The sequence below is a fragment of the Rhodanobacter hydrolyticus genome, from assembly GCF_044904645.1.
Window position 1 is genome coordinate 321,042 of record NZ_JADIKK010000008.1, and the last position, 20,225, is coordinate 341,266.

The following is a 20,225-nucleotide window of genomic DNA, read 5'->3' on the forward strand; positions in this document are numbered from 1 at the left end:
GGACGGCTGAAGCCAGCCGTCGGCAAAGATCTTTGCGCACGGTCCTGGCCCGACCTGGGGAAACCTTGCACAAGAGCGGCAACGGCATTGCATAGCGCGATGCTTCTGTTCTGTGAGTTCCAGCAACGACGCATCGAGGACTGCCTGGCCGCATGAAAAGTCTTGTTCCAGCGCGTGCCTGCATTGCCGTCCGCCACCTTGCATGCTGGTGCCTGCTGATCTGCGTGGCCATCGCCGCCACCCCGCACGCCAGCGCTCGACCGGCCAGCTCCGGCGAGGTAACTGCCAAGCCGGCATTTCTGCAGTTGTCGCAGCTTCGACGCACCCTGTTCACGGTCAAGGACGGTCTACCATCAACGATCTATGCCATCACCGAGGACAAGGACGGCTATTTGTGGCTTGGCGCACCCACCGGATTGTTTCGTTTTGACGGTCTGAACGTTGAGCCGATGCTGAAAGGCCGGCTCCCCCCCGAAGCGATTACTGCGCTGTATGGCGACAGGGATGGAAATCTTTGGATCGGCGGCGTGCACGGGGCGGTAACGCGTGTCCATAACGGCATCGCCGAACCCATGAACCGCGGCCTGAGCGAAGCCACCATCATGTCGTTCAAGCAGATGGCCGACGGCACGCTCTGGGTAGTGACATCGGGCAGGGTCTACCGGCTCGACGACGGCGCCTGGCGTCCTGCCGGCCCGTCCGAGGGCATCGATGCGAAATTCATGTGGGTCACAGGTACGGGTGTGGATGGGTCCTATTGGATCTTTACCCCAGGCGCCGCGTATCGCCTCCGTCCAGGCACCCGGCGTTTCGAGCGCGACACCGTGGACAAAGGCATTGCAGCCATGGCCAACCTGCCTGCTGGCACCGTCTATCCGAGTGCTGGCGTGACGGCCGATCTCATCGTCGATCAGGCCGGTGCATTGTGGGTACCCACCAACGGCAAGCTAACGCGGCTGCACGCGGACAATCCGTCCGGCCAGCAACAACTTGTCACGGAGAACGTCGAGGCCTCCGACAATCACTCCGACATCCAGGTCACGGCCGACTTCAGCGACAGCCAGGGCAACGTGTGGATTGCCACGACCAATGGACTGGAACAATTTCGTGCCACCCGTTTTGTGCCGCTGGTACTGCCCCTGCCCGTCCTGTGGCCGGCGATGACTGAAGACAGCGATCATGGGGTATGGATTGTCAGCAACTCGGACACACCACCGCTCCGCATCGGCGAGACAGTCACGACGCATCCGGAGCTTGGCGGCTCCGCACCTTGCGTGGCAAGCAGCCCGGATGGCAGCGTCTGGTTCAGTGGTGACAAGGGTATCCAGCACTACATCCATGGCCAGGTGAGCGAGATCCCTGCCCCCCCGGTACCGGGACCACAGGCGCTGCCAGCAAACCTGAAGCAATACTGCGTGGACATGCAGTTGGCGGGCGACGGTTCGCTGTGGGTCTCGATGCGATTCAGCGGCGTCGTCCGCTGGGACGGCCACGCCTGGAACGCCATCGAGCCCCGCATGGCCACGAGCATCCAGCTCGAAGGCACGCGGGCATGGCTTGCCTTCTCCTCAGGCAAGTTGAAATCGGTCGAGCAGGGAAAGACAACTGCCTACTCGGCGCAAAACGGGCTCGATCTGGGCGGGCTCAACAAACTGCGTCAAGGTATCTCCGGCCTCTGGATCGCGGGTGATGGCGGTATCTCGGTCAAAACCGGTGCGCATTTTCACCGGCTTGTTGGCACGCATGGCGAGCGCTTTGAAAACGCGTACGACGTCATCCAACTGCCCGACGGCGACGTCTGGATAGCGTCTCCCCGTGGGCTGTACCGCGTAACCGGCACGGAGATCCGGTTGGCCCTGGCTGCAGCGGATCATGCGGTCGCATACACCTTGTTCGATCCAGCCGATGGCGTGGAAAACCCCAGGCGCCTGCTGGCTTCCGACAATGGTCGCCTGTGGGTTTCAACGCTGCAGGGCTTGGTCTCGATCGATGCACTGCATATGCCATCCATCCCTGCAGCGGCACGCGTATCGATCAAATCAATCAACGATCATGACGTGCGTTTTTCCGGAGCGTCTGTTCCCGCGCTGGAGAAAGGCACCCGAAGCATCACCATCGCTTACACGGCACCCACGCTCTCGACGCCCTCCGAGTCGCATTTTCGCTACCTCCTCAAAGGTATCGACGACGACTGGCAGGTGGCCAGCGATCGACGCGAAGCCCACTACGCCAATCTGGGAACTGGCCACTACTTGTTTCAGGTCGAAGCATCCGACGCCGATGGGGCGTGGACCGGTCAGCCCACCGACCTCGCTTTTCAGATCCTGCCCGAGTTCTACCAGACCTGGTGGTTCAAGGTGCTGTGCCTCGCAATCGCGCTCGCAGGGCTGGGATTGTTGTACCTGATGCATGTAAGGCACATCTATGCGCAGCTCAACGCGCGGACACGTGAACGCGAACGCATGGCCCGGGACTTCCACGACACCATCCTGCAGAACTTTCAAAGCCTGCTGCTGCACGTGGAGGTCGCCGCGCGGAGCGTGACCGAGGACGCCGTCAAGCGAAAACTGGCCAAGGCGCTTTCCGTCACCGAGAACGCGCTGAACGAAGGCCGCGACAAGATCGGAGAACTGCGTTCGTTGACCGAGCCGCTGGAAGACTTGCCCACCGACATTGCTCGCCAGGCAAATCGTCTGAGCGAAATGTATCCCACCGCATTTTCAATGCATGTGGAGGGCAAGCCGCGGCCACTGAACGCAGCGGCGGCCGGCGATGTCCATGCGATCGTCGGCGAGCTGGTCACCAACGCCTTCCGTCACTCGGAGGCAAGCGCCCTGCATGTCGAACTGCATTACGGTCGACGCGAGTTGAACATCACGGTCATTGACGACGGTCGGGGTGCGGACCTTCCAGCCCTGATGCATGGGAAATCGGGGCACTGGGGTTTGCAAGGCATACGTGAAAGGGCGCGCCGGATCGGTGGCCGATTTACCATCGGTACGGCGCCATCCGGAAAAGGAACCCGCGCAACCCTGAGGATTTCTGCACGTTTCGTCTATGCAGGCAGGCACTGGTTTCGCTAGCGACCGCAGTTCACCAGCGGCCGTTTCGCACTCGATGCCGGGATCCTTCAGTCGCTGACAACCCAAGACTTCGAAAGCCGCGACTACCTCTTTGGAAGGAGGCGGCGACGCCCTGCTGCGCCTAGTCTTGCATGGTGGCGAGGCCTTCGGGAATGAACGCCTCCGCCTGGCCAGACCTATCGAATCTGCCGGGAGAGATGCACATGACTCACCCAGGTTTCGGCTCCGCGATCGAATTCGGCAGCCCTTTCACCTTCGAGAAGACGGTCGAGCGACCGTACGAAGCGATCTCGAACGCAGGCATGAAGCTGTTCGCAACCATCGATCAGGCCGCGAACGCGCGCGATGCGGGGCTGAGCATGCCCTCCACGGTCGTCCTCATCTATGGAAAGGCAGAGGGCAGAACGCCCATCACGCTGATCTCGCCGCGCAGTGCCCTGGATCTGCCCTTGCACGTTCTGGTCAGGGAAGACGCCGACCATCGAACCATCGTCGGTTTCCGTCCCATCGTGCCGACACCGGAAACATCGGACGTACCCGCAGCGCTCGCCGGTCGACTGGAGCCGGCGCAGAAGCTTCTCGTGAAGGCGATCGAGTCGTGACCTCCATGGCATCGCTCCGGAAATTCGTCATCGCATGGACGCCGGCACGCCGTGAAACCCGTCCGACCGGTGACAGGCGATGAACGCTACGGCACTCGAACTGCGATCGAGGATCGCGTCCGGCGGCCAGCTCGAGCTATGGCTTGAAGAGATGACCATGCCCGTACCTGCCGAGCCGACCGCGGCATTTGCCAGCCGATACAGCACGGAACGGTCATTGGCCGAAGCACCGGACCCGAACGTGATCCGCACTTACCGCCCGAATACGCCAGGTGAAAGTACTTGCTGATGCAGTCAAAAACACCGCCTGAGTCGTCGACGGACCACGAGTCCATACCCGACTTCGGGCAATGCCACGGATAAATCGAGGAACCAAGGTGAAAACCGCCCCTATCGAAAGCATCAATGTGAAGCGGCGCAACGTGCTGTCTTCATTCTTGTTCGGCTCGATCGCCCTGGCCACCGCACAAATCGCAGATGCGATGGACCGCTCCGGTTTTTCCGCAAAACGGCTCCGTGCCTCGAACTCCACCCAGGAAAATTCACCCATGACCCTTACCTATAAAACTCAGAAAGTAGGCAACGTCGACGTCTTCTATCGCGAAGCCGGCCGACCGGGCTCACCCGTATTGCTTCTGCTGCACGGCTATCCCACTGCCGGCCACATGTTCCGCGACCTGATTCCCCTGCTCGCGGATGACTACCACGTGATCGCACCCGATCTGCCGGGATTCGGCAACACAAAAGCACCTCCTCGCGGGCAGTTCGACTACACCTTTGACCACCTAGCGCAGGTGGTGACGCACTTCACCGAGGCGCTGAATCTGGCGAAATATGCGCTCTACGTTTTCGACTACGGCGCACCAACCGGTTTCCGTGTTGCGGCGGCGCATCCGGAACGCGTGACTGCAATCATCAGCCAGAATGGCAATGCCTACGAAGAAGGTTTGAGCGACGTGTGGGGCCCGTATCAGGCCTACTGGCGCTCCCCGTCGGAACAAACGCGCGAAGCTTGCCGCGATGCGCTTTCGCCGGAAGCGATACGCATGCAGTACCTGCATGGCGCCGACCCTCTCAAGGTATCGCCGGACGGCTATACCCTGGATACCGCGTATATCAGCCGCCCCGGCATGGATGACATCCAGCTGGATCTGATACTCGACTACCGCACCAACGTGGCCCTGTATCCGACGTGGCAGGCATATTTCCGCAAGCACCAGCCTCCACTGCTGGCTGTATGGGGCGACCAGGATCCGTTCTTCCTGCCTGCGGGTGCGAAAGCCTACAAGAGGGATATTCCGGACGCGGAAGTGCACCTGTTGAACACCGGGCACTTCGCACTGGAAACGAACGCAAACGAGACTGCCGGCCTGATTCGCAATTTCATGAATCGCAAGGTGCGCAGCGTGTCGTAAAACTGATCCGAACATGGGTTGTCGTTGTGAACAGCCGCTCATGAGTGTTCGAGCCAGGCGGTGCGGACCGTGGGCTGCTGGACCGGGTTGGCGATGGGAATTGCCGGCTGATCTTCACTCTTGTTGGCGATCAACTACGGACTTCTTCGCCCAATGGTTGAAGCGGCGCCATCCGCGAATTTGTTCCCCGCAAAGCCATACGTCGCTCGCGCAAGCCCTGTCCCAGGTTTGGAGAAACGATCGTGCGGAACAGCCACTCGAACCATCGCTCGTCAGCGATGCCTGCAGCTCGCGAAAGACATGATCGCGATACCGATCGGTCCGCCCACGCGCCTGGTGGTGGTGGCAACACCGACATACTTCGCGACGCGTAGCCCTGTCCGGACCCCGCATGACCTCATGGCGCACGACTGCATCAATATCCGCTTCCTCACCCATGGCGGCCTGTACACATGAGAGTTTGAGAAGAACGGTCACCCGCTCAATGTGCGTGTGGAAGGCCGCCTGACCTTCAACAGCATCGAGCGTATCCACGTCGCAGTTCTTCGGGGCTTCGGCGCCGCGTACCTTCCAGAAGACATGGTCAGCGAGCACATTTTAGGCGGCCGACTGCAACAAGTACTCGACGACTGGTGCCCGCGTTTTCCCGGCTACCATCTGTACTACCCGAGCAGGCGCCAACCCTCTCCCGCCTTTGCATTGCTGGTCGAGGCGCTTCGCTACAGAAAATGAAGCAACGGATGGCGATGGAAGTCCGCCGCCCGGCCCGGAAGCAATTCCCGGCCCCGATAGCTTGGCCTAAGCACCCACAGGCACAGATCCGCTGGCGGCTATTCACGGCTGCCAAGGGAAAGGATGGCTGGCGACGCGGTTCCACGCGCCGCCAGCCACCGGACAGGCGAAGACTGTTCGGACTCGGCAAAAGCGCGCATCTCCCGACCGGGCATCTAGCGCGCCTTGGAGGCATGCACCTCCGCGATATATCCGCCCGGGAACTGCACGATCGCCGAACTGCGATCGCTGCCGTCGTAACGAGGCACCAGCACCTTCGCCCCGTTCGACATGGCCTTGGCCAGCGTGGCGTCGAGATCCTTGACCTCATAGCCGGTGATCTCGTGACCGAACGGGTACGGCAGATGACCATCCGTCACGTTGACTTGCATCTTGCCGAAACCGGAGTCGATGCGGATGCGCCGGTAGGTTTCGCCAGGCTTGCCGATCTCGCCCGCATCGGCCTTGCGATCGTCGGAAACCACCTTCCCGTGCGAGAAGCGCAGCCAGTCGCGCACGAACGTGTCCGCGGTATCGCGCGATACATAGATGCGGTTGTCCGGCACCGTCTCCATGGACGCATAGGAGGGCGCCTTGAAGTGCCAATACAGTTGCATCTTCACGCCGCCGGGCCACTGGATCACCGTGTCGAGACCGATCGCGTCCTTGAACTTATCGACGATCACCTCGGCACCTGCCGCACGCGCCTCCTTGATGGCCTGATCCATGTCGGTCACCAGGTAGCCGGTGCGCTCCTGCCCGAACGGATACGGGATCGGAGTCAGGAAGGCGAACGTCGACAGCATGCCCACGGGCGTCCAGACATATTGTCCTTCGGTGCTGCTGGGCACCGGCAATACATTGAAGGTGCCGCGCGCGGACGGCTTGCCGCCAAACGTGCCGGTGAAACTGTTCACGAAAGCGTCGAAATCGCCGGGGGCGATATAGACATGGGTGGAATCGTATTGCGGGCCGACGGCGACGCTTGAAGCGCTGCTTGCCGCTTCCTTCGCCAAGCCGGTCGAAAGGGGTGCTGCCGACAACAGCGCGACCGAGGCGATGGCGATCGCCATACGGGTGATCTTGGTGCATGACTGGATGTGCATGAAGTGCCTCTCCCGATGGGATGGTGGATTGGATGGGAGCTAGGCGGCAGGTCTTTGGCCCGCATAGCTGAAGAGCGCCGCGAGCGCCAGGCCCGCGATCAGGGCGATGTGTTCCATGAAAACGTTCATCTCGGCGAAGCGCGCCGCGCCGGCCAGCTTCCAGAAGCCGTGTGCCAGGCAGGTCGCGAAAGCCGTGAATATCGCCAGGGCACCCGCTCCCAACCATGCGTGGCGATTGCAGACGATCGCGACCGATCCGCCCAGTTGCACCGCCAGGACGAGCGCATAGAGCAGCCACGACGCGGGCAAGCCTGTGGCATGGAACTCTTCCAGGGTTGCCTGCGGGTGAGTGAGCTTGTCGACGCCGCTCCACCAGTACGGCAAGGTCAGGCCGATGCGTGCGAACCACACTGTCGCCGGCGCCCTCAGGATGACGGCAACGATGGCCGGCATACCGATGGCATACCGCGGCGCATTCACGCTCATACTGCCCAGCAAGCGCATCCGAGCGCACCCCAGAACGACTTCAGGTCCGGCTCCGATACCGGGAGCGTGGCCGACCAGGCCGTCATGTGGTCGTGGCCGTGGATCGAACAGGCACGGGCGCAGCTGCAGGCATTCGCGTGGCTTTGCCGCACCACGGCGGAGCTGGCATCGTCCCAGGCTGCGTAACCGCCGAACATGCGGACGGGCGACCAGTCCGGCATCGCCGGCGGCAAGGGATCCTCATCCAGGTGCCGGAAGCTTCCGGCCGCGAAGACGATCTTGCCGCCGACGATCGTCAGGTCCGAGGTCATATCGGCAATCTCGCTGTCGGCGCAAGCGAAGTAGTCGCGGCAGGGCACGATGAGGTCCGCAAACTGCCCGACCTTGACCTGCCCTTTCTTGCCTGCTTCGTTTGAAAACCAGGTCACGTGCTGGCTCCACATGCGCAGCGCTGTCTCGCGATCCAGGCAATTGCGCTGCGGATAGAGGCGGAGACCGCCCACCGTCATGCCGGTGGTCAGCCAGGCGAGCGAAACCCATGGGTTGTACGACGCGACGCGCGTGGCATCGGTGCCGGCCGAGACCTTGATGCCCTTCTCCAGCATCATGGCGACCGGAGGCGTGGCAGCGGCGGCGGCCGCACCGTACCGTTCGACAAAGTACTCGCCCTGATAGGCCATGCGATGCTGCACGGCGACGCCGCCACCAAGTGCCGCGATGCGGTCGACGGAGGCCTCCGAGATCGTTTCGGCGTGGTCGAAGAACCAGTTCAGTCCCTGCAGCGGAATATCACGGTTGACCCGCTCGAACACGTCCAAGGCGCGGCTGATCGTCTCGTCGTACGTCGCATGCAAGCGCCACGGCCAGCGATTTTCGGCCAACACGCGTATGACATCTTCCAGTTCCCCTTCCATGGCATCGGGCATATCGGGACGCGGTTGCCGGAAGTCCTCGAAGTCCGCCGCCGAATACACCAGCATCTCGCCGGCGCCGTTGTGCCGGAAGTAGTCGTCGCCTTGCTTGTACTTGGAAGTCCTCGTCCAGCTGAGGAAGTCGTCCTTTTCCGCCTTCGGCTTCTGCGTGAAGAGGTTGTAGGCCAGCCGGATCGTCAGCTGGCCGTCTTCGGACAGCTTCTGGATCACGGCATAGTCCTCCGGATAGTTCTGGGAGCCACCGCCCGCGTCGATGGCGCCGGTAACGCCCAGCCGGTTGAGCTCGCGCATGAAATGGCGGGTGGAGTTGAGCTGGTAGTCGAAGGGCAGCTTCGGCCCTTTCGCCAACGTCGCATACAGGATGGCGGCATTGGGTTTGGCCAGCAGCAAACCCGTAGGATTGCCTGCCTTGTCCCGCTCGATATGAGCCCCGGGCGGCTCCGGCGTGTCCCTGGTGTAGCCTACGACCCGCAACGCCGCCGCATTCAGCAGCGCGCGGTCGTAGAGGTGCAGCAGGAACACCGGCGTATCCGGTGCCGCCGCGTTGAGTTCGGCAATGGTCGGCAGGCGCTTCTCGGCAAACTGGTGCTCGGTGAAGCCGCCGACGACACGAACCCATTGAGGTGGCGGCGTGATCGCGACCTGCCGCCGCAGCATGTCCATCGCATCGGCAAGCGAACGTACGCCGTCCCAGCGCAACTCCATGTTGTAGTTCAGGCCACCGCGAATGATGTGCAGATGGTTGTCGATCAACCCTGGCAGCACGCAACGACCGCCGAGGTCGACCTTTCGCGTGGCGTTGCCCGCCGAACCCAGCACGCTCGAATCGTCGCCCACCGCCACCAGTCGTCCGTTGGCGATGGCGACGGCGCTCGCCCGCGGCTTGTCCGGATCGAGCGTGGCAAAACGTCCGTTGTACAGAAGCAGCTCCGGTTCGGTATGCGTATCGCTCATGACGCTGGCTCCTTCTTCCTGGTTGTCGCAGGTGGCTGCGTGCCCTGCGGCGACTGTGCGACGCGATGTGGTTTGACCCGCCGGGTTACCCCGCCGCCACACTCGCCGAAGTGATCGACGTGGTCGCCAGGCGGGATCCGGTGCTGGCCTCTGCGCGGCCAAGTTGCCCCGACCGCCGATGGCTCACTTTTTCGATGAAAGCCCAATCTGTCTTTTGAGTGGAAATCGACACGAAGCCTTCTCCTTGGCTGCCAGCGGTCCGTATCGGACGACCAAGCCGCACTAGCCGTTTTCGAGCAGCGCGACGACGCCTTGGCCGCCATCGGCGCACACGCTGACGATTGCCTTGGATGGGCGCGGCATGGCTGCAAGCTCCTTGACCGCCTGACTCAAATCGCGGGCTCCGGTGGCGCCAAATGGATGGCCAATCGCGACCGATCCACCGTTCGGATTCACCCGCTCCCAGGGGAAGCGGCCGAAGTCACGGGTGACGTGCGTCTTTTCCGCAATCCATCCGGGCTTCTCCAGCGCGGCCACGTTGGCCAGCACCTGCGCCGAAAAGGCTTCGTGGATCTCCCATAGCGCGATGTCCTCGAAAGACAGGCCATGCCGGTCGAGCAGGCGCGGAATGGCATACGAGGGTGCCATCAGCAATCCTTCCTTGTGGAAATCGACTGCCGCGATTTCGTAGTCGAGAAGCCTGACCGTCGGCAAGTTCGCGGGCAGCCGCCTGCGCCCCTGGTCTGACATGACCCACAGGCCCGCCGCGCCATCGGTAATGGACGACGAGTTGCCGGCAGTCAGCGTGCCGAGGCCGCTCTTGTCGAAGGCTGGCTTCAATGCGGCGAGCTTTTCCAAGGAAGTGTCCGCGCGCGGATTCGCGTCCCTGGCCAATTCCGGCAGCGCTATCACCAGGTCACCGAAGAATCCGCTTTCCCAACCGGCAATGGCTTTCTGGTGGCTGCGGTAGGACCACTCGTCCTGCGCCTGGCGGGATATGCCCCATTGCTTCGCCGTCTCTTCCATGTGATCGCCCATGGTGCGACCGGTGATGCGGTTGGCCCAGCCTTTGGTGGGAAGGTTGAAATCCGTCGCTCGCAGGCTGCCCAATGCCGCCACCGCCTGCGCAGGGTCGGTGGCAAAAAGCCCGAGCAGGCGATCGTTGGCCTGGCTGGTCAAGCCGAGCGACGGGCGGCTCATGACTTCCGAGCCGCCCACCATCACGACGTCGACACCCGGGCCGATCGTGCCGGCTGCCGAGAACGCAGCCGTCATGCTGGTACCGCAGGCCAGGACGACGGAATAGGCCGGCACGGCGGCATCCAATTTCGCGTCCATCCAGATTTCGCGCGCGAGGTTGCTCCACCCCAGGTTGGGGATGACCGATCCCCACAGGAAAAGATCAGGCTTTCGGCCCGCGACTTGTTCGGCCATCGCGCGAACGACGGGTACGGACAAGCTCAATGCGTCATAAGCGGCCAGCGCACCGCCGCCGCGTCCGAAGGGAGTACGAAGCCCGGGGGCGAGATAAACAGCTTGCTTGAAGCGTGTCATGAGTCGGTCCTTTAGCCGCAATGCCGCACCAGCGGGTCTGGCGTCTCAAATCTGGAAATGGCTCATGTCTTGACGAATTCCGTCTCGATCAGGAGGGTCACCTCATCCGCCTCCAGAGGCACCCATTCTCCGACGCCGAATTCGGAACGCTTGAAAGTCGCCTCACCCGAAAAGCCCATCCGCCCATGGGTGAAGCCCCGATAGACGACGCTCAGGGATACCGGCTTCTTGACCCCGTGGAAATCCAGGACGCCATCGACGGAAAAGTGATCTCCCGTGATCGTGATCGACGACGACGCAAATGTGATGGATGGGTATTTGCCGTTTTCGAAAAACCGGGTCGCAATTCTCTTGTCGAAAGCCTGGTCGCCGGTGTCGACCGATGCCGGGTCGACGGAAATCTGCAGATTCGAAGCGGTCGCACGAGTGGGGTCGAATGAAAATCCGCCGCTGACTGCATCGAAACGCAGCGTGTAACGCGACAGGTCCATATGTGCGAGCTTCGCAGTGACCGAGGTGTGATGCGGATCGAGCCTGTAGCTGCCTCCCGTCGCCGCTGCCGGATCCCTGGTGAGATTGAGCGTTTTGTACTGGGCCGAAGCGCTCGCATCTTCGGGAGAACCATGGCCCTGCTGGAACGCCGTCGCAGCCGTTGTGAACAGCAGGAATGCGGCAGCGATGGCGACGGAGGCGTTGAAGCTTTTCATCTTCGATCCTAAGTTTTGGTAAGGGCCACGTCCCAGGCACGGCGACGGTGCGCGCTCGCAATTGCGACCACGACGTCACGGTCTCGAACTTGTTTCCGTTGCTCTCGGATGTCCGCCGCTCGTTATCGAGTCGCTGCCCAGCAGATGGCCATTGACGACCGTGCCGTAGGCGGAATTGGAACTGTTGTGAAAGCGCTGGCGCGTTTCGGCGACGGAACCTGTAAAGCGCGGGTCCTGCGGGCGTTCTTGGCTGTCCATGAACGTGGCCACGTCCCAGGCGTCCTGCACGCTCAGGCTCCCGGCCAACCCGAGCGGCATGTTGGCGCGAATGAAGGCCGCGGCGTTTTCGAAGCTCCCCATCCCTGCGCCCCAGTTGAATGAATCGGGGCCCCACAGCGCCGGGAAGCCGGGGCTTCCATCATTGGCCTGACGCCCCGTGCCATGAGCTCCATGGCAAAGTGCACAGTTCTCGTCGTAGACCTGTTGTCCGCGTTTGTAATCTGCGGGCATCGGCGGTTTGTCGAGTTTCGGATAGCCGCGCCCGGCAATGTCGGGGTCTACGCGTGCTCCCCTCGACATCCAATAGGAATAACTCTCCAGCGCGACCAATACCTTGTCTCCCAACGGAGGCGCCTTGCCATTCATGCTGAAGCGAAAGCAGCCCTGCAGTCGTTCTTCGAACGTATTGACGTGGCCATTCTTTGACCGATACGCCGGGTAGGACACATAGGCTCCCCACATGGGGGCGGAGTTCGCCAGGCGTCCCGCATCCAGATGGCAATTGCTGCAGCGGAGATCGTTACCCACATAGGCACTGGCGTGGTGCGCGGGATCTTCGAAAATCTGCTCGCCGAGGCGGACCATTTTTCCGAAGTCGTCCTTTGGCATCGCGTTGAGAGGCGGAGGAATGAAAGCGGAACGCTTGCTGTCGGATGGCGCCTGCGGGGAAGGCGTCGACGCAACGGCGGCCTCCGTCCTTGGTGTGGCATTGCTTACCTTGGCCCTTGTGGATGAGACGTACGCCACCGCGCCGGCAAGGAACAGGGCCGCAGCCGCGGCAATGGAACGGGCGATCGCACTCATGGCTGAACATCTCGCGTAGCGGGCTGCGCCGCGAAATAGGCGGAAACGCCGCGAATGTCGGACTCGGACAACTTGGCGGCGATACGGGGCATCAATCCCATCGGTCCCGCAGGTCGCGCGCCGGCTTTCCAGGCTTCGAGCTGGTTGGCGATATACGTCGCCGATTGCCCTGCGAGCGGCGGGAAATCGTCGCCGATACCGACACCGCGTCTACCGTGGCACAGCACACATGCAGGAAGCCTATCGTCGGCGCGTCCGTGTTCCGCCAGCTCTGCCGCCGCTGCGGGATCGGAACCGGCAGGCTGCGGTGACGAGGCGGGTACCGGGAGCTCGGAATAGTAAGCGGACAATGCACTGACCTCGTCCGGCGACAACGCTTTCGCTATGGAGGACATCACCGCGCTGTTGCGCTGTCCGTCGGCGAGCGTTTCGAGCTGTTGCCGGAGATACCGTGCGGGAAGGCCCGCGAGGCGCGGAAAAGCAGCCAGGCCGTTGCCTTGGCCCTCCGCGCCATGACAGCCCGCGCAGGGCGGAACTCCGCGCTGCGCATCGCCCTGGGCTGCGATGGCCTTGGCGCCGGTCGCGGTCGCTCGGGTGTCGCTCGCACGAATACCCGGCGCAGTCGTTGCGAGGCAAACGCCCAAGAGCATCCAGGCAGCCGGATACCTGTCAATTCGCAGCAGCATGATCCGTCCATCCGTACCTGACGAAGATGCGGCGACCTTCGGGCCCACCGAGAAATTCAAGGAAAGCACGTGCATTGGCCTGCCGTTCGCCCTGGTGGGTAAGCGCCACGCCGCAATCCCGATAAATCAAATAAGGCGGCGACAGCGGGACCACATCCGCCACGCCGGGATGGGCTACCGCCCAGATGGGGAAGATGATCCAGGCATCGATCGAAGGCTGGGCCTGCCAGGCGTTCAGCGCTTCGGCACTGTTCGATGCGTAGCGCACGATGTGCATGCGAAAGGCACGGACGGCGTCGACGTTTCCGCGCGCACCGGCAATGTCTTCCCACATGCCGACCTGCCCTGCCCCCTCCACCACCATTACCTGCATGCCCGGTTTGAGCAAATCTTCGAAGCCGTGGATGTGCCGCGGATTGCCAGGCCGGACCAGAATCCCTGCGGGTCGGACATAGAGGGGATTGACCGTGGCCGTATCGATCACGCCGGCAAACTGCGCCAGAAATCCACTCATCATGTTTTCCGAGCCGCTGTAGATGATGTCGCCGTTCTTTTGAAAATCCGCGCCCCACTTGCCCGTCGGCCCGGCGACCACTTCGACATCGATGCCATGGGCGTTTCCGAACACCTTGGCCGCCTCGCGCATGGCGGGCGCCGGGCCGCCTGGGCCGTATACGTGGAGAACGTCGGCTGCGCTGGCAGCCGAACTCGATGCCAGGGCGATCAGGCCGGAAAACAACAATGACTTAAACATGAGCCGCTCCCATGGCGACGTCGACGGTCGAGGCGTTCAGGGCGAACGTGGTGTATAGCGTTTGAATCCGAAGCGCTCGAATATGGCCAGGCTTTGCTCGGATCGGATGAAGTCCAGCCAGCGGCGGGCCGCTTCAGCGTGGGCCGTACTCTTGACGATTGCCGCCGCGTAGATGGCCGTCGTGTTTTGCGATTCGGGGATCGCAACATGGCCGATGGGATGGCCGATCTGTTCCTGGAAGACGGCTTCCGACTGCCAGGTCACGCCGGCGTCGACGCGCCCTTGCATGATCCAAAGTGGCGTCTGGCGATGATGGATGTGTGTGAGCTCGGTCGTGCCTTGCTTGACCTTCGATTCGTAGATCGTGGTTTCGAGCCGTTCGCCACCGGCCTTGTCCAGGGAGGCCTTGATCTGCCGCGAGATGCCCTCGAACTCCGGGTTGGGCATCGCAAGCGTGATATCGGGCCTGCCCAGGTCGAGAAGCCCCGTAATGTGCTTGGGGTTCCCCTTCGCGACCATGATGGTCATGTCATTGGTGGCGTAAGGTACGGCGGGCGACTGCAGGAGCCCCGCGTCGACCTGCTTCTGTACGGCATTCAAACCTGCCAGATAGACATCGGGCTTTGCCGTCCACGTCATGTTGCCTACGGTCACGGTGCCACCGGCCTTCATTTGATCGACCAACAGCCCGGGCGGAATGGTTTCCCAATAAAGCCGCCCCTTGTATTCGGGATACTTTTCCTCGAAGGCTTTCACAAGCGGTGCCATGGCAAAGAAATAATTGCCGCCGACGTACAGCACCAATGCAGGGTGAGCGGGGTTGCCGTGGAAATCGGCAAGGTTGTCGGCGTCCGGCACGGTAAATTCGAAACCCCGATCGACCGCATCGTTGTTCTGGCCATGCTGCCATGGTGGACTCTGCACTTGAGCCGACTGCGTCGCCTGGGCGGCCCCATCGAGCGCGAGAGCGCTCGTGGCCGAGCAGGCCAGCGTCAGGGCGGCAGCAAAAACCATCTTGATGTGCATGCATTGCTCCTGGCGGGCGTGATGATGACGCCCTTGGCAAGGCCAAGGACAGAAGGCGGATGCCCTCAGAGTTGAACGAGGGAATAGCCCTGGTGTTCCAATGTCGAAATAGTGGTGAGCGCCGACAGTGAGATCGTCACGCTCTTGTCCACCCAGTCGTACTGGTACTTGTGCTCGGCCACGGCCTGCCCGCAGACGGCAACATCTACACCGGCATCGCGCAATTTCCGGATGAGCGGCAAGTTGGGATTGGGCACGCCGTACGCCGCCTTGTAGTGCGCGTCGTCCAGGACCAGTGGCGTCGCAGGGCCGTAGGCGACGGCCACGAATTTCAGGTGGTTCAACGGCACGCCGGATTGGGTATACAGGTTGATCGACCGCGCGACGCGGTCAAGCGATGCGTTGACCTGGCTCGGTGATTCGGCTCCCACCGACAAGGCGAACACGATGCTGTACGTCTGGTCAGGCTGGGGGCGATAGGCGGAATCCGGAAGCCAGTGGATCTTTCCGTAGGGACTGATGGTCGGATTCGACCAGAACTCCGTCGCGTCGGCCGCGTGAGTGACGCCGCCCTGGGCGGCAACGCCCATCGCCATCGAAAGGGCCAGTAGTTTGTTCATTTTCATGAAATTTCACCTTTGCTGGAATTTTGGAAAAGCCATCCGGGGCCGGCAGCCACAGCGGAAAACTATCCAAGGCGACACGGCGCCTCTTGTTGAAAAGCCCCGTAATTGCCGCAATCGGATGCGCCGGTGACACGAGTTTCGATAGCGCTGGCAGCACGCAGTCTTCGGTCATCGATGAGTCAGTGGCTCTGCACGGCAGTGGCGTTTGGCGGCCACACCCGATCGTCCTGCGCGGCATCAAGGGCCGCCTTTTCTTCCAAGATTCCGATCCACGACAGGCTTAGCCTGGGGTTCTGCGTGCCTTCGCGCCGCCGCGGCATGGCCTTTCCGGAATGACGGCCATCCCCATACCGACCAGTACCCGAAGGGACGGAAATGAACTCATGAAAGACAACGGTTTGATGACGATCGACAGCAATGGCACGACGCCGGAAACGCTTGCCCGCCTGGCTCAGGCCATCGAGAAGACCGGCATGGCGATCCTGGCCAGGGTCGATCACGCCGCCGCTGCCCATGCCTCGAATTTGCCGCTTCGGCCCACCGAGGTTTTCATCTTTGGCAATCCGCGCGCCGGCACCCCGCTGATGCAGCTCGATCAAAGGGTCGGTATCGATCTGCCGATCAAGGTCCTCGTGTGGGAAGACGAGTTCGGCAAAACCAAGGTCTCGTACAACACCATTTCGTGGATCGCCTCCAGGCATGACCTCGGACCTTCGACGGGGGCTGTCGTAAAAGCCATGACCGCCGCCATTGAAACGGTCGTGGCCGAGGCGGCAGCTCGACCCGTGCAGGCAAACCCGGCTTTCTGAAGGCCGGGATTCGTTTATGCGGTTTCGCTCATGCAGCGCGTGGTTGCTGTGCTGCTCATTGAAGCATCGGATGCGGCTTCATGGCGCACCCAACGCCGCACTGTGGTGAGTCAAGGATCGTCGCTTTGCACAAGATCCGGGGCGCCATCCGACCTAGCCTGTTCCCCGCAGGCGACGTCTTTATGGAGGCCGTCCCGCCTCACCTGATTTTCGATTCCGCTATCGATGAGGAAGCCTCATGCGAGACGACACGATCCCAGCGGGTGGCCTGCTTACCGGCATGGTGTTTGCCGAAGGCGAGCGTCCCGTGTTCAGTCCTGGCGACAAGGCACGCATTCTGGCGCGATCCCCCGTTGGGCACTATCGCGTACCTACCTACATGCGCGGCAAGTTTTGCACCGTCGAGAAGATTATCGAGCCGGCTGCGGTCGACAACGAAGAAGAAGCCTTCGGTCGCAATGCGGGCTCCAAGCGACATTACTACCGGGTAGCGGTGCCCATGTCCGAGTTGTGGCCGGAATACAAAGGCCCGGCAACGGATGGCCTGCGCATAGAAGTCTACGAAACATGGCTTGAAAGGGTTCCGGCATGAGCGCTCACGATCATTCTTCGCCACACCCGGAGCCGGCCGCTCCGCAGCATGGCGGCGACTATGAAATCATGGAAACGGCGGTGCGTGAGCTGCTCGTCGAGAAGAAGCTGATCGGTCCCGGCGAGATACGCCGGCAGATAGAAGTTCTCGATTCGCGCAGTCCCGCGCTGGGCGCCAAGGTCGTGGCAAGGGCATGGCTCGATGCCGGATTCAGGGGCCGGCTGCTCGAGAACGGGCGGCGCGCGTGCGAGGAACTCGGCATCAGTTTCTACGACGACACGCAACTCATCGTCCTGGAAAATACCGAGAGCGTGCACAACCTCGTCGTATGCACGCTGTGCTCTTGCTACCCGCGTCCGGTTCTTGGCCTGCCTCCCGACTGGTACAAGGTGAAGCCCTATCGCGCCCGTGCCGTATCCGAGCCGCGCAAGGTGCTGGAAGAGTTCGGCACGCACATCCCCGACAACGTCGAAATCCGGGTAAGCGATTCGACTGCCCTGGTCCGGTACCTGGTGCTTCCCCTGAGACCCGAGGGGACCGAGGGCTTCTCGGAAGAGGACCTCGCCGCTCTCGTGACGCGCGACGCAATGATCGGTGTCGTCGCCGCGAATCCCCCCACACGGAGTGCCTAGCCATGCCCGAAACCTACCAATTCGTCAAAAGGCTGCCGAACGATATCGGTGGCTTGCAGGCCGACGCCGTCCAGCAGACGGACCACGTGCTTCTCCCGTGGGAGAAAAGGTGTCACGCGCTGGCCGATGTGCTCGATTTCCACAAAATCATCAACACCGAAGAAAAGCGCCGGGGCGTCGAGGCGTTGGGCGCCGACCTGGTGGGGAAGCTCAGCTATTACGAGCGCTGGATCGTCGCCTTCGCGAACATTCTCTTCGAGAAAAGGATTCTTTCGCCGACGGACCTGGCGTTGAAGATGGACGAAGTCGCTGCGAGACCACGAGACTGACGTGCCCGCGTTCAAGACGAAAACGTGCTTCTTCGAAAAGGATCCGTCAGTCGCGTTGTACAGGCGTGCGCTATCCGAGGCCGTCGGCACGCTGCTGCTCGTGTTCTGCGTGGTCAGCGCCGGGATCGAGGTCCAGCGCATAACCTCCAACCATCTGGCCGTGCAAGCCGTGCTCGCTTTCGTCACGGGCGGCGTTCTATGCGGGTTGGTGGTGGCATTCGGCAATTCGTCGGGCGGCCACTTCAACCCCTTGATCACGGCTCTGCAGTGGTTGAGTGGCGATCGGGATATTCGATGCACGATCGCCTATGTGATGAGCCAGTGCGCCGGTGGAGTTCTTGGTGCGCTGCTCGCCAACTTCCTGCTTTCAGGGGAACGCCCGGCAACCTACCCGCCCGCGGACCTCCTGCATCTGGCGATCGCCGAGGCCATCACCACGGCCGGCTTGATGATCGTCATTTTCGGCTGCATGCGTGCGCAGCGGGCGATGACGGGGCCGTTTGCCGTGGCGGGCTGGTTGACGGCCGCCCTTCTCGCCTTTCCCACATCCTTTATGAATCCGGCCATCGTGCTATCCGCCACATGGGCCGACGGGATCGTGGCACTTCCGTTGTCACGCGCGCTTTTTCTGGCGCCGGCCGAGATCGTGGGAGCCGTGACCGCTCTGGCCGTCATCACGGCTGCCTATCCGCGCTCGAAACAAGCCGCAACAGACAGCCTGCCTACCGACGCGTAGCTCACAGCTCGACGCCCCCCGTTTCGGCCGCCCCAGCTGGCGGCCCTTGACCGGCCGCTGGAACGCTCTCATGAAAAGCATCGTCAATCCCCCGGGGAACGCCTCCTCCATCCAATGCGGCGTCGATCCAACGCACACCAGGATGAGGCTGATCGTCATGTATGCCTTCCTGCTGCTATTCAATCTGACTTCGTGGGTCTGGGCGATACTGGCTTTTGGACACAGGCCCGACCTGCTCGGCGTCAGCCTGTTGGTGTATGGCCTGGGACTGCGCCACGCGGTCGATGCCGATCACATCACGGCGATCGACAATGTGACCAGGAAGCTGATGCAGGACAACAAGCGCCCGACGTCCGTAGGGTTCTGGTTCGCCATCGGCCACTCGTCCATCATCGTCGTCGTGGCCCTCATGGTGGCGAGCGCCGAGCATTATCTGTCGCGATTTGATGCGCTCCGTTCCATCGGAACGCTGGTAAGCACGTCGATATCGGTCGTGTTTCTCATGGCAATCGCCGTCATGAACGTGACCATCTTTTTCTCCCTGTACAGGAACTATCGAAACCTCAAGCAAACGGGACGCTATCAGTCCGAGAAGATCGAAAGCCTGCTTGACCAGCGAGGATTTCTCGCCAGGATACTGACGCCGTTGTTCCGGCTCGTCAGCAAGAGCTGGCACATGGTCTTTCTCGGCCTGGCATTCGGACTGAGTTTTGACACGGCCACCGAAATCGCCATGTTCACCGTCTCCGCGAAGCAGGTTGCCAGCGGCGTTTCCCTGGGAACCATCGCCGTTCTTCCCCTGCTGTTCGCCGCGGGCATGACGCTGGTGGATACCACCGATGGCGTGATGATGCTGAAGGCCTACGAATGGGCTTTCATCAACCCGATTCGAAAGATCTACTACAACATGACCATCACCTTGGTCTCCGTATGCATCGCCGTATTCATTGCGGCCGTGGAGGCCATGGCCATGCTGGCAGACAAGTTCTCCCTAGGAGGTGGCATATGGAAAGCCGTGCAAGGCATCGAGGATCATTTCAATGCATTGGGCTTCTCCATCATTGCGATCCTCCTCGCCGTGTGGATGGTTTCATACCTGGTCTCCCTCTCCAGGACACGGGGCACCGCCGGAATCACGCCGTAGCGCGAACCGGGGTATCCGCCCGTACGCATTCCTTTCCACGGCATACCATGCGTGCATTTCTCGAGCTCCAGGCGCCAAACCCACGAACTTTCCTTTCGTGGGTTTTCCTTTCAAAACTGGACAGATGAAGGTCGGTTCCGGGCCGAGCTCCTGCGCAAGACTTCCTCGAGCGTAGCCAACGCGAATGTGGAAATTTCC

General features: G+C 61.8%; 21 protein-coding genes and 1 pseudogene. 11 read left to right on the forward strand and 11 right to left on the reverse strand.

The genetic code is table 11. The annotated features are described in order from the left end of the window. Positions 1–152: 152 nt before the first annotated feature. Together ISP25_RS03910 and ISP25_RS03915 are read left to right on the forward strand one after the other, a co-directional pair. Positions 153–3,083, forward strand: a complete 2,931-nt coding sequence (locus ISP25_RS03910; protein WP_404611816.1) for a sensor histidine kinase — start codon at positions 153–155, stop codon at positions 3,081–3,083. Between the two features lie 152 nt (positions 3,084–3,235). Beyond that, a complete protein-coding gene (locus ISP25_RS03915) occupies positions 3,236–3,685 on the forward strand; it encodes a DUF302 domain-containing protein (protein ID WP_404611818.1) in 450 nt (149 codons plus the stop codon). 214 nt (positions 3,686–3,899) lie between these two features. Here ISP25_RS03915 and ISP25_RS03920 read toward each other — a convergent pair whose 3' ends face one another. Then, a complete protein-coding gene (locus ISP25_RS03920) occupies positions 3,900–4,235 on the reverse strand; it encodes a hypothetical protein (protein WP_404612094.1) in 336 nt (111 codons plus the stop codon). On the opposite strand from ISP25_RS03920, the gene ISP25_RS03925 reads away from it, so the two are divergent. The 3 genes and pseudogenes from ISP25_RS03925 to ISP25_RS03935 all read left to right on the forward strand — a co-directional run. Further along, positions 4,168–5,100 (forward strand): alpha/beta fold hydrolase, encoded by a 933-nt coding sequence (locus ISP25_RS03925; protein ID WP_404612076.1) that lies wholly within the window; start codon positions 4,168–4,170, stop codon positions 5,098–5,100. The genes ISP25_RS03920 and ISP25_RS03925 overlap by 68 nt on opposite strands. A 300-nt stretch (positions 5,101–5,400) precedes the next feature. Beyond that, a complete protein-coding gene (locus tag ISP25_RS03930; protein WP_404611820.1) occupies positions 5,401–5,556 on the forward strand; it encodes a type 2 periplasmic-binding domain-containing protein in 156 nt (51 codons plus the stop codon). A gap of 15 nt (positions 5,557–5,571) precedes the next feature. Beyond that, a pseudogene (locus tag ISP25_RS03935) lies at positions 5,572–5,832 on the forward strand (LysR substrate-binding domain-containing protein); the annotation flags it as partial. A gap of 215 nt (positions 5,833–6,047) precedes the next feature. Here ISP25_RS03935 and ISP25_RS03940 read toward each other — a convergent pair. From ISP25_RS03940 to ISP25_RS03985, 10 genes are all read right to left on the reverse strand, one after another. Further along, a complete protein-coding gene (locus tag ISP25_RS03940; protein WP_450088472.1) occupies positions 6,048–6,977 on the reverse strand; it encodes a glyoxalase in 930 nt (309 codons plus the stop codon). A gap of 39 nt (positions 6,978–7,016) precedes the next feature. Further along, positions 7,017–7,481, reverse strand: coding sequence for a DoxX family protein (locus ISP25_RS03945; protein WP_404611822.1), 465 nt, complete (start codon positions 7,479–7,481; stop codon positions 7,017–7,019). Next, entirely contained in the window at positions 7,460–9,349 is a 1,890-nt protein-coding gene (locus ISP25_RS03950) for an amidohydrolase (protein WP_404611824.1), read from the reverse strand. Before ISP25_RS03950 ends, ISP25_RS03945 begins: the two co-directional genes overlap by 22 nt. A 282-nt stretch (positions 9,350–9,631) precedes the next feature. After that, complete coding sequence (locus ISP25_RS03955) at positions 9,632–10,903, reverse strand: thiolase family protein (RefSeq protein WP_404611826.1); 1,272 nt, start codon at positions 10,901–10,903, stop codon at positions 9,632–9,634. A gap of 62 nt (positions 10,904–10,965) precedes the next feature. Then, positions 10,966–11,610 carry a YceI family protein gene (locus ISP25_RS03960; protein WP_192157447.1) on the reverse strand — a complete coding sequence of 215 codons (645 nt, stop codon included), beginning with the start codon at positions 11,608–11,610 and terminating at the stop codon, positions 10,966–10,968. Positions 11,611–11,685: 75 nt separating this feature from the next. Continuing rightward, the gene (locus ISP25_RS03965) at positions 11,686–12,693 is read right to left on the reverse strand and encodes a c-type cytochrome (RefSeq protein WP_404611828.1); all 1,008 of its coding nucleotides are present in this window, start codon (positions 12,691–12,693) and stop codon (positions 11,686–11,688) included. Continuing rightward, positions 12,690–13,379: a c-type cytochrome gene (locus ISP25_RS03970; protein WP_404611830.1), complete on the reverse strand. Its 690-nt coding sequence runs from the start codon at positions 13,377–13,379 to the stop codon at positions 12,690–12,692. Before ISP25_RS03970 ends, ISP25_RS03965 begins: the two co-directional genes overlap by 4 nt. Then, positions 13,363–14,133 carry a substrate-binding domain-containing protein gene (locus ISP25_RS03975; protein WP_404611832.1) on the reverse strand — a complete coding sequence of 257 codons (771 nt, stop codon included), beginning with the start codon at positions 14,131–14,133 and terminating at the stop codon, positions 13,363–13,365. The genes ISP25_RS03970 and ISP25_RS03975 overlap by 17 nt, the downstream gene beginning before the upstream one ends. Before the next feature lie 36 nt (positions 14,134–14,169). After that, on the reverse strand, positions 14,170–15,159 hold the full coding sequence (locus ISP25_RS03980; protein ID WP_404611834.1) for a substrate-binding domain-containing protein: 990 nt from the start codon (positions 15,157–15,159) through the stop codon (positions 14,170–14,172). A 65-nt stretch (positions 15,160–15,224) separates the two neighbouring features. Beyond that, positions 15,225–15,785, reverse strand: a complete 561-nt coding sequence (locus ISP25_RS03985; RefSeq protein ID WP_225578345.1) for a DsrE family protein — start codon at positions 15,783–15,785, stop codon at positions 15,225–15,227. A gap of 383 nt (positions 15,786–16,168) precedes the next feature. Between ISP25_RS03985 and ISP25_RS03990 the strand changes: the two genes are divergently transcribed. From ISP25_RS03990 to ISP25_RS04015, 6 genes are all read left to right on the forward strand, one after another. Then, positions 16,169–16,594, forward strand: a complete 426-nt coding sequence (locus ISP25_RS03990; RefSeq protein WP_404611836.1) for a DUF302 domain-containing protein — start codon at positions 16,169–16,171, stop codon at positions 16,592–16,594. Between the two features lie 238 nt (positions 16,595–16,832). Next, positions 16,833–17,186 (forward strand): SH3-like domain-containing protein, encoded by a 354-nt coding sequence (locus ISP25_RS03995; protein WP_404611838.1) that lies wholly within the window; start codon positions 16,833–16,835, stop codon positions 17,184–17,186. Further along, entirely contained in the window at positions 17,183–17,818 is a 636-nt protein-coding gene (locus tag ISP25_RS04000; protein WP_192157439.1) for a nitrile hydratase subunit alpha, read from the forward strand. The genes ISP25_RS03995 and ISP25_RS04000 overlap by 4 nt, the downstream gene beginning before the upstream one ends. Positions 17,819–17,820: 2 nt before the next feature. Then, complete coding sequence (locus tag ISP25_RS04005; protein WP_192157437.1) at positions 17,821–18,147, forward strand: SH3-like domain-containing protein; 327 nt, start codon at positions 17,821–17,823, stop codon at positions 18,145–18,147. Position 18,148: 1 nt separating this feature from the next. Beyond that, positions 18,149–18,883 (forward strand): aquaporin, encoded by a 735-nt coding sequence (locus tag ISP25_RS04010; RefSeq protein ID WP_192157435.1) that lies wholly within the window; start codon positions 18,149–18,151, stop codon positions 18,881–18,883. A gap of 70 nt (positions 18,884–18,953) precedes the next feature. Continuing rightward, complete coding sequence (locus ISP25_RS04015; RefSeq protein WP_225578343.1) at positions 18,954–20,027, forward strand: HoxN/HupN/NixA family nickel/cobalt transporter; 1,074 nt, start codon at positions 18,954–18,956, stop codon at positions 20,025–20,027. Positions 20,028–20,225: the final 198 nt, after the last annotated feature.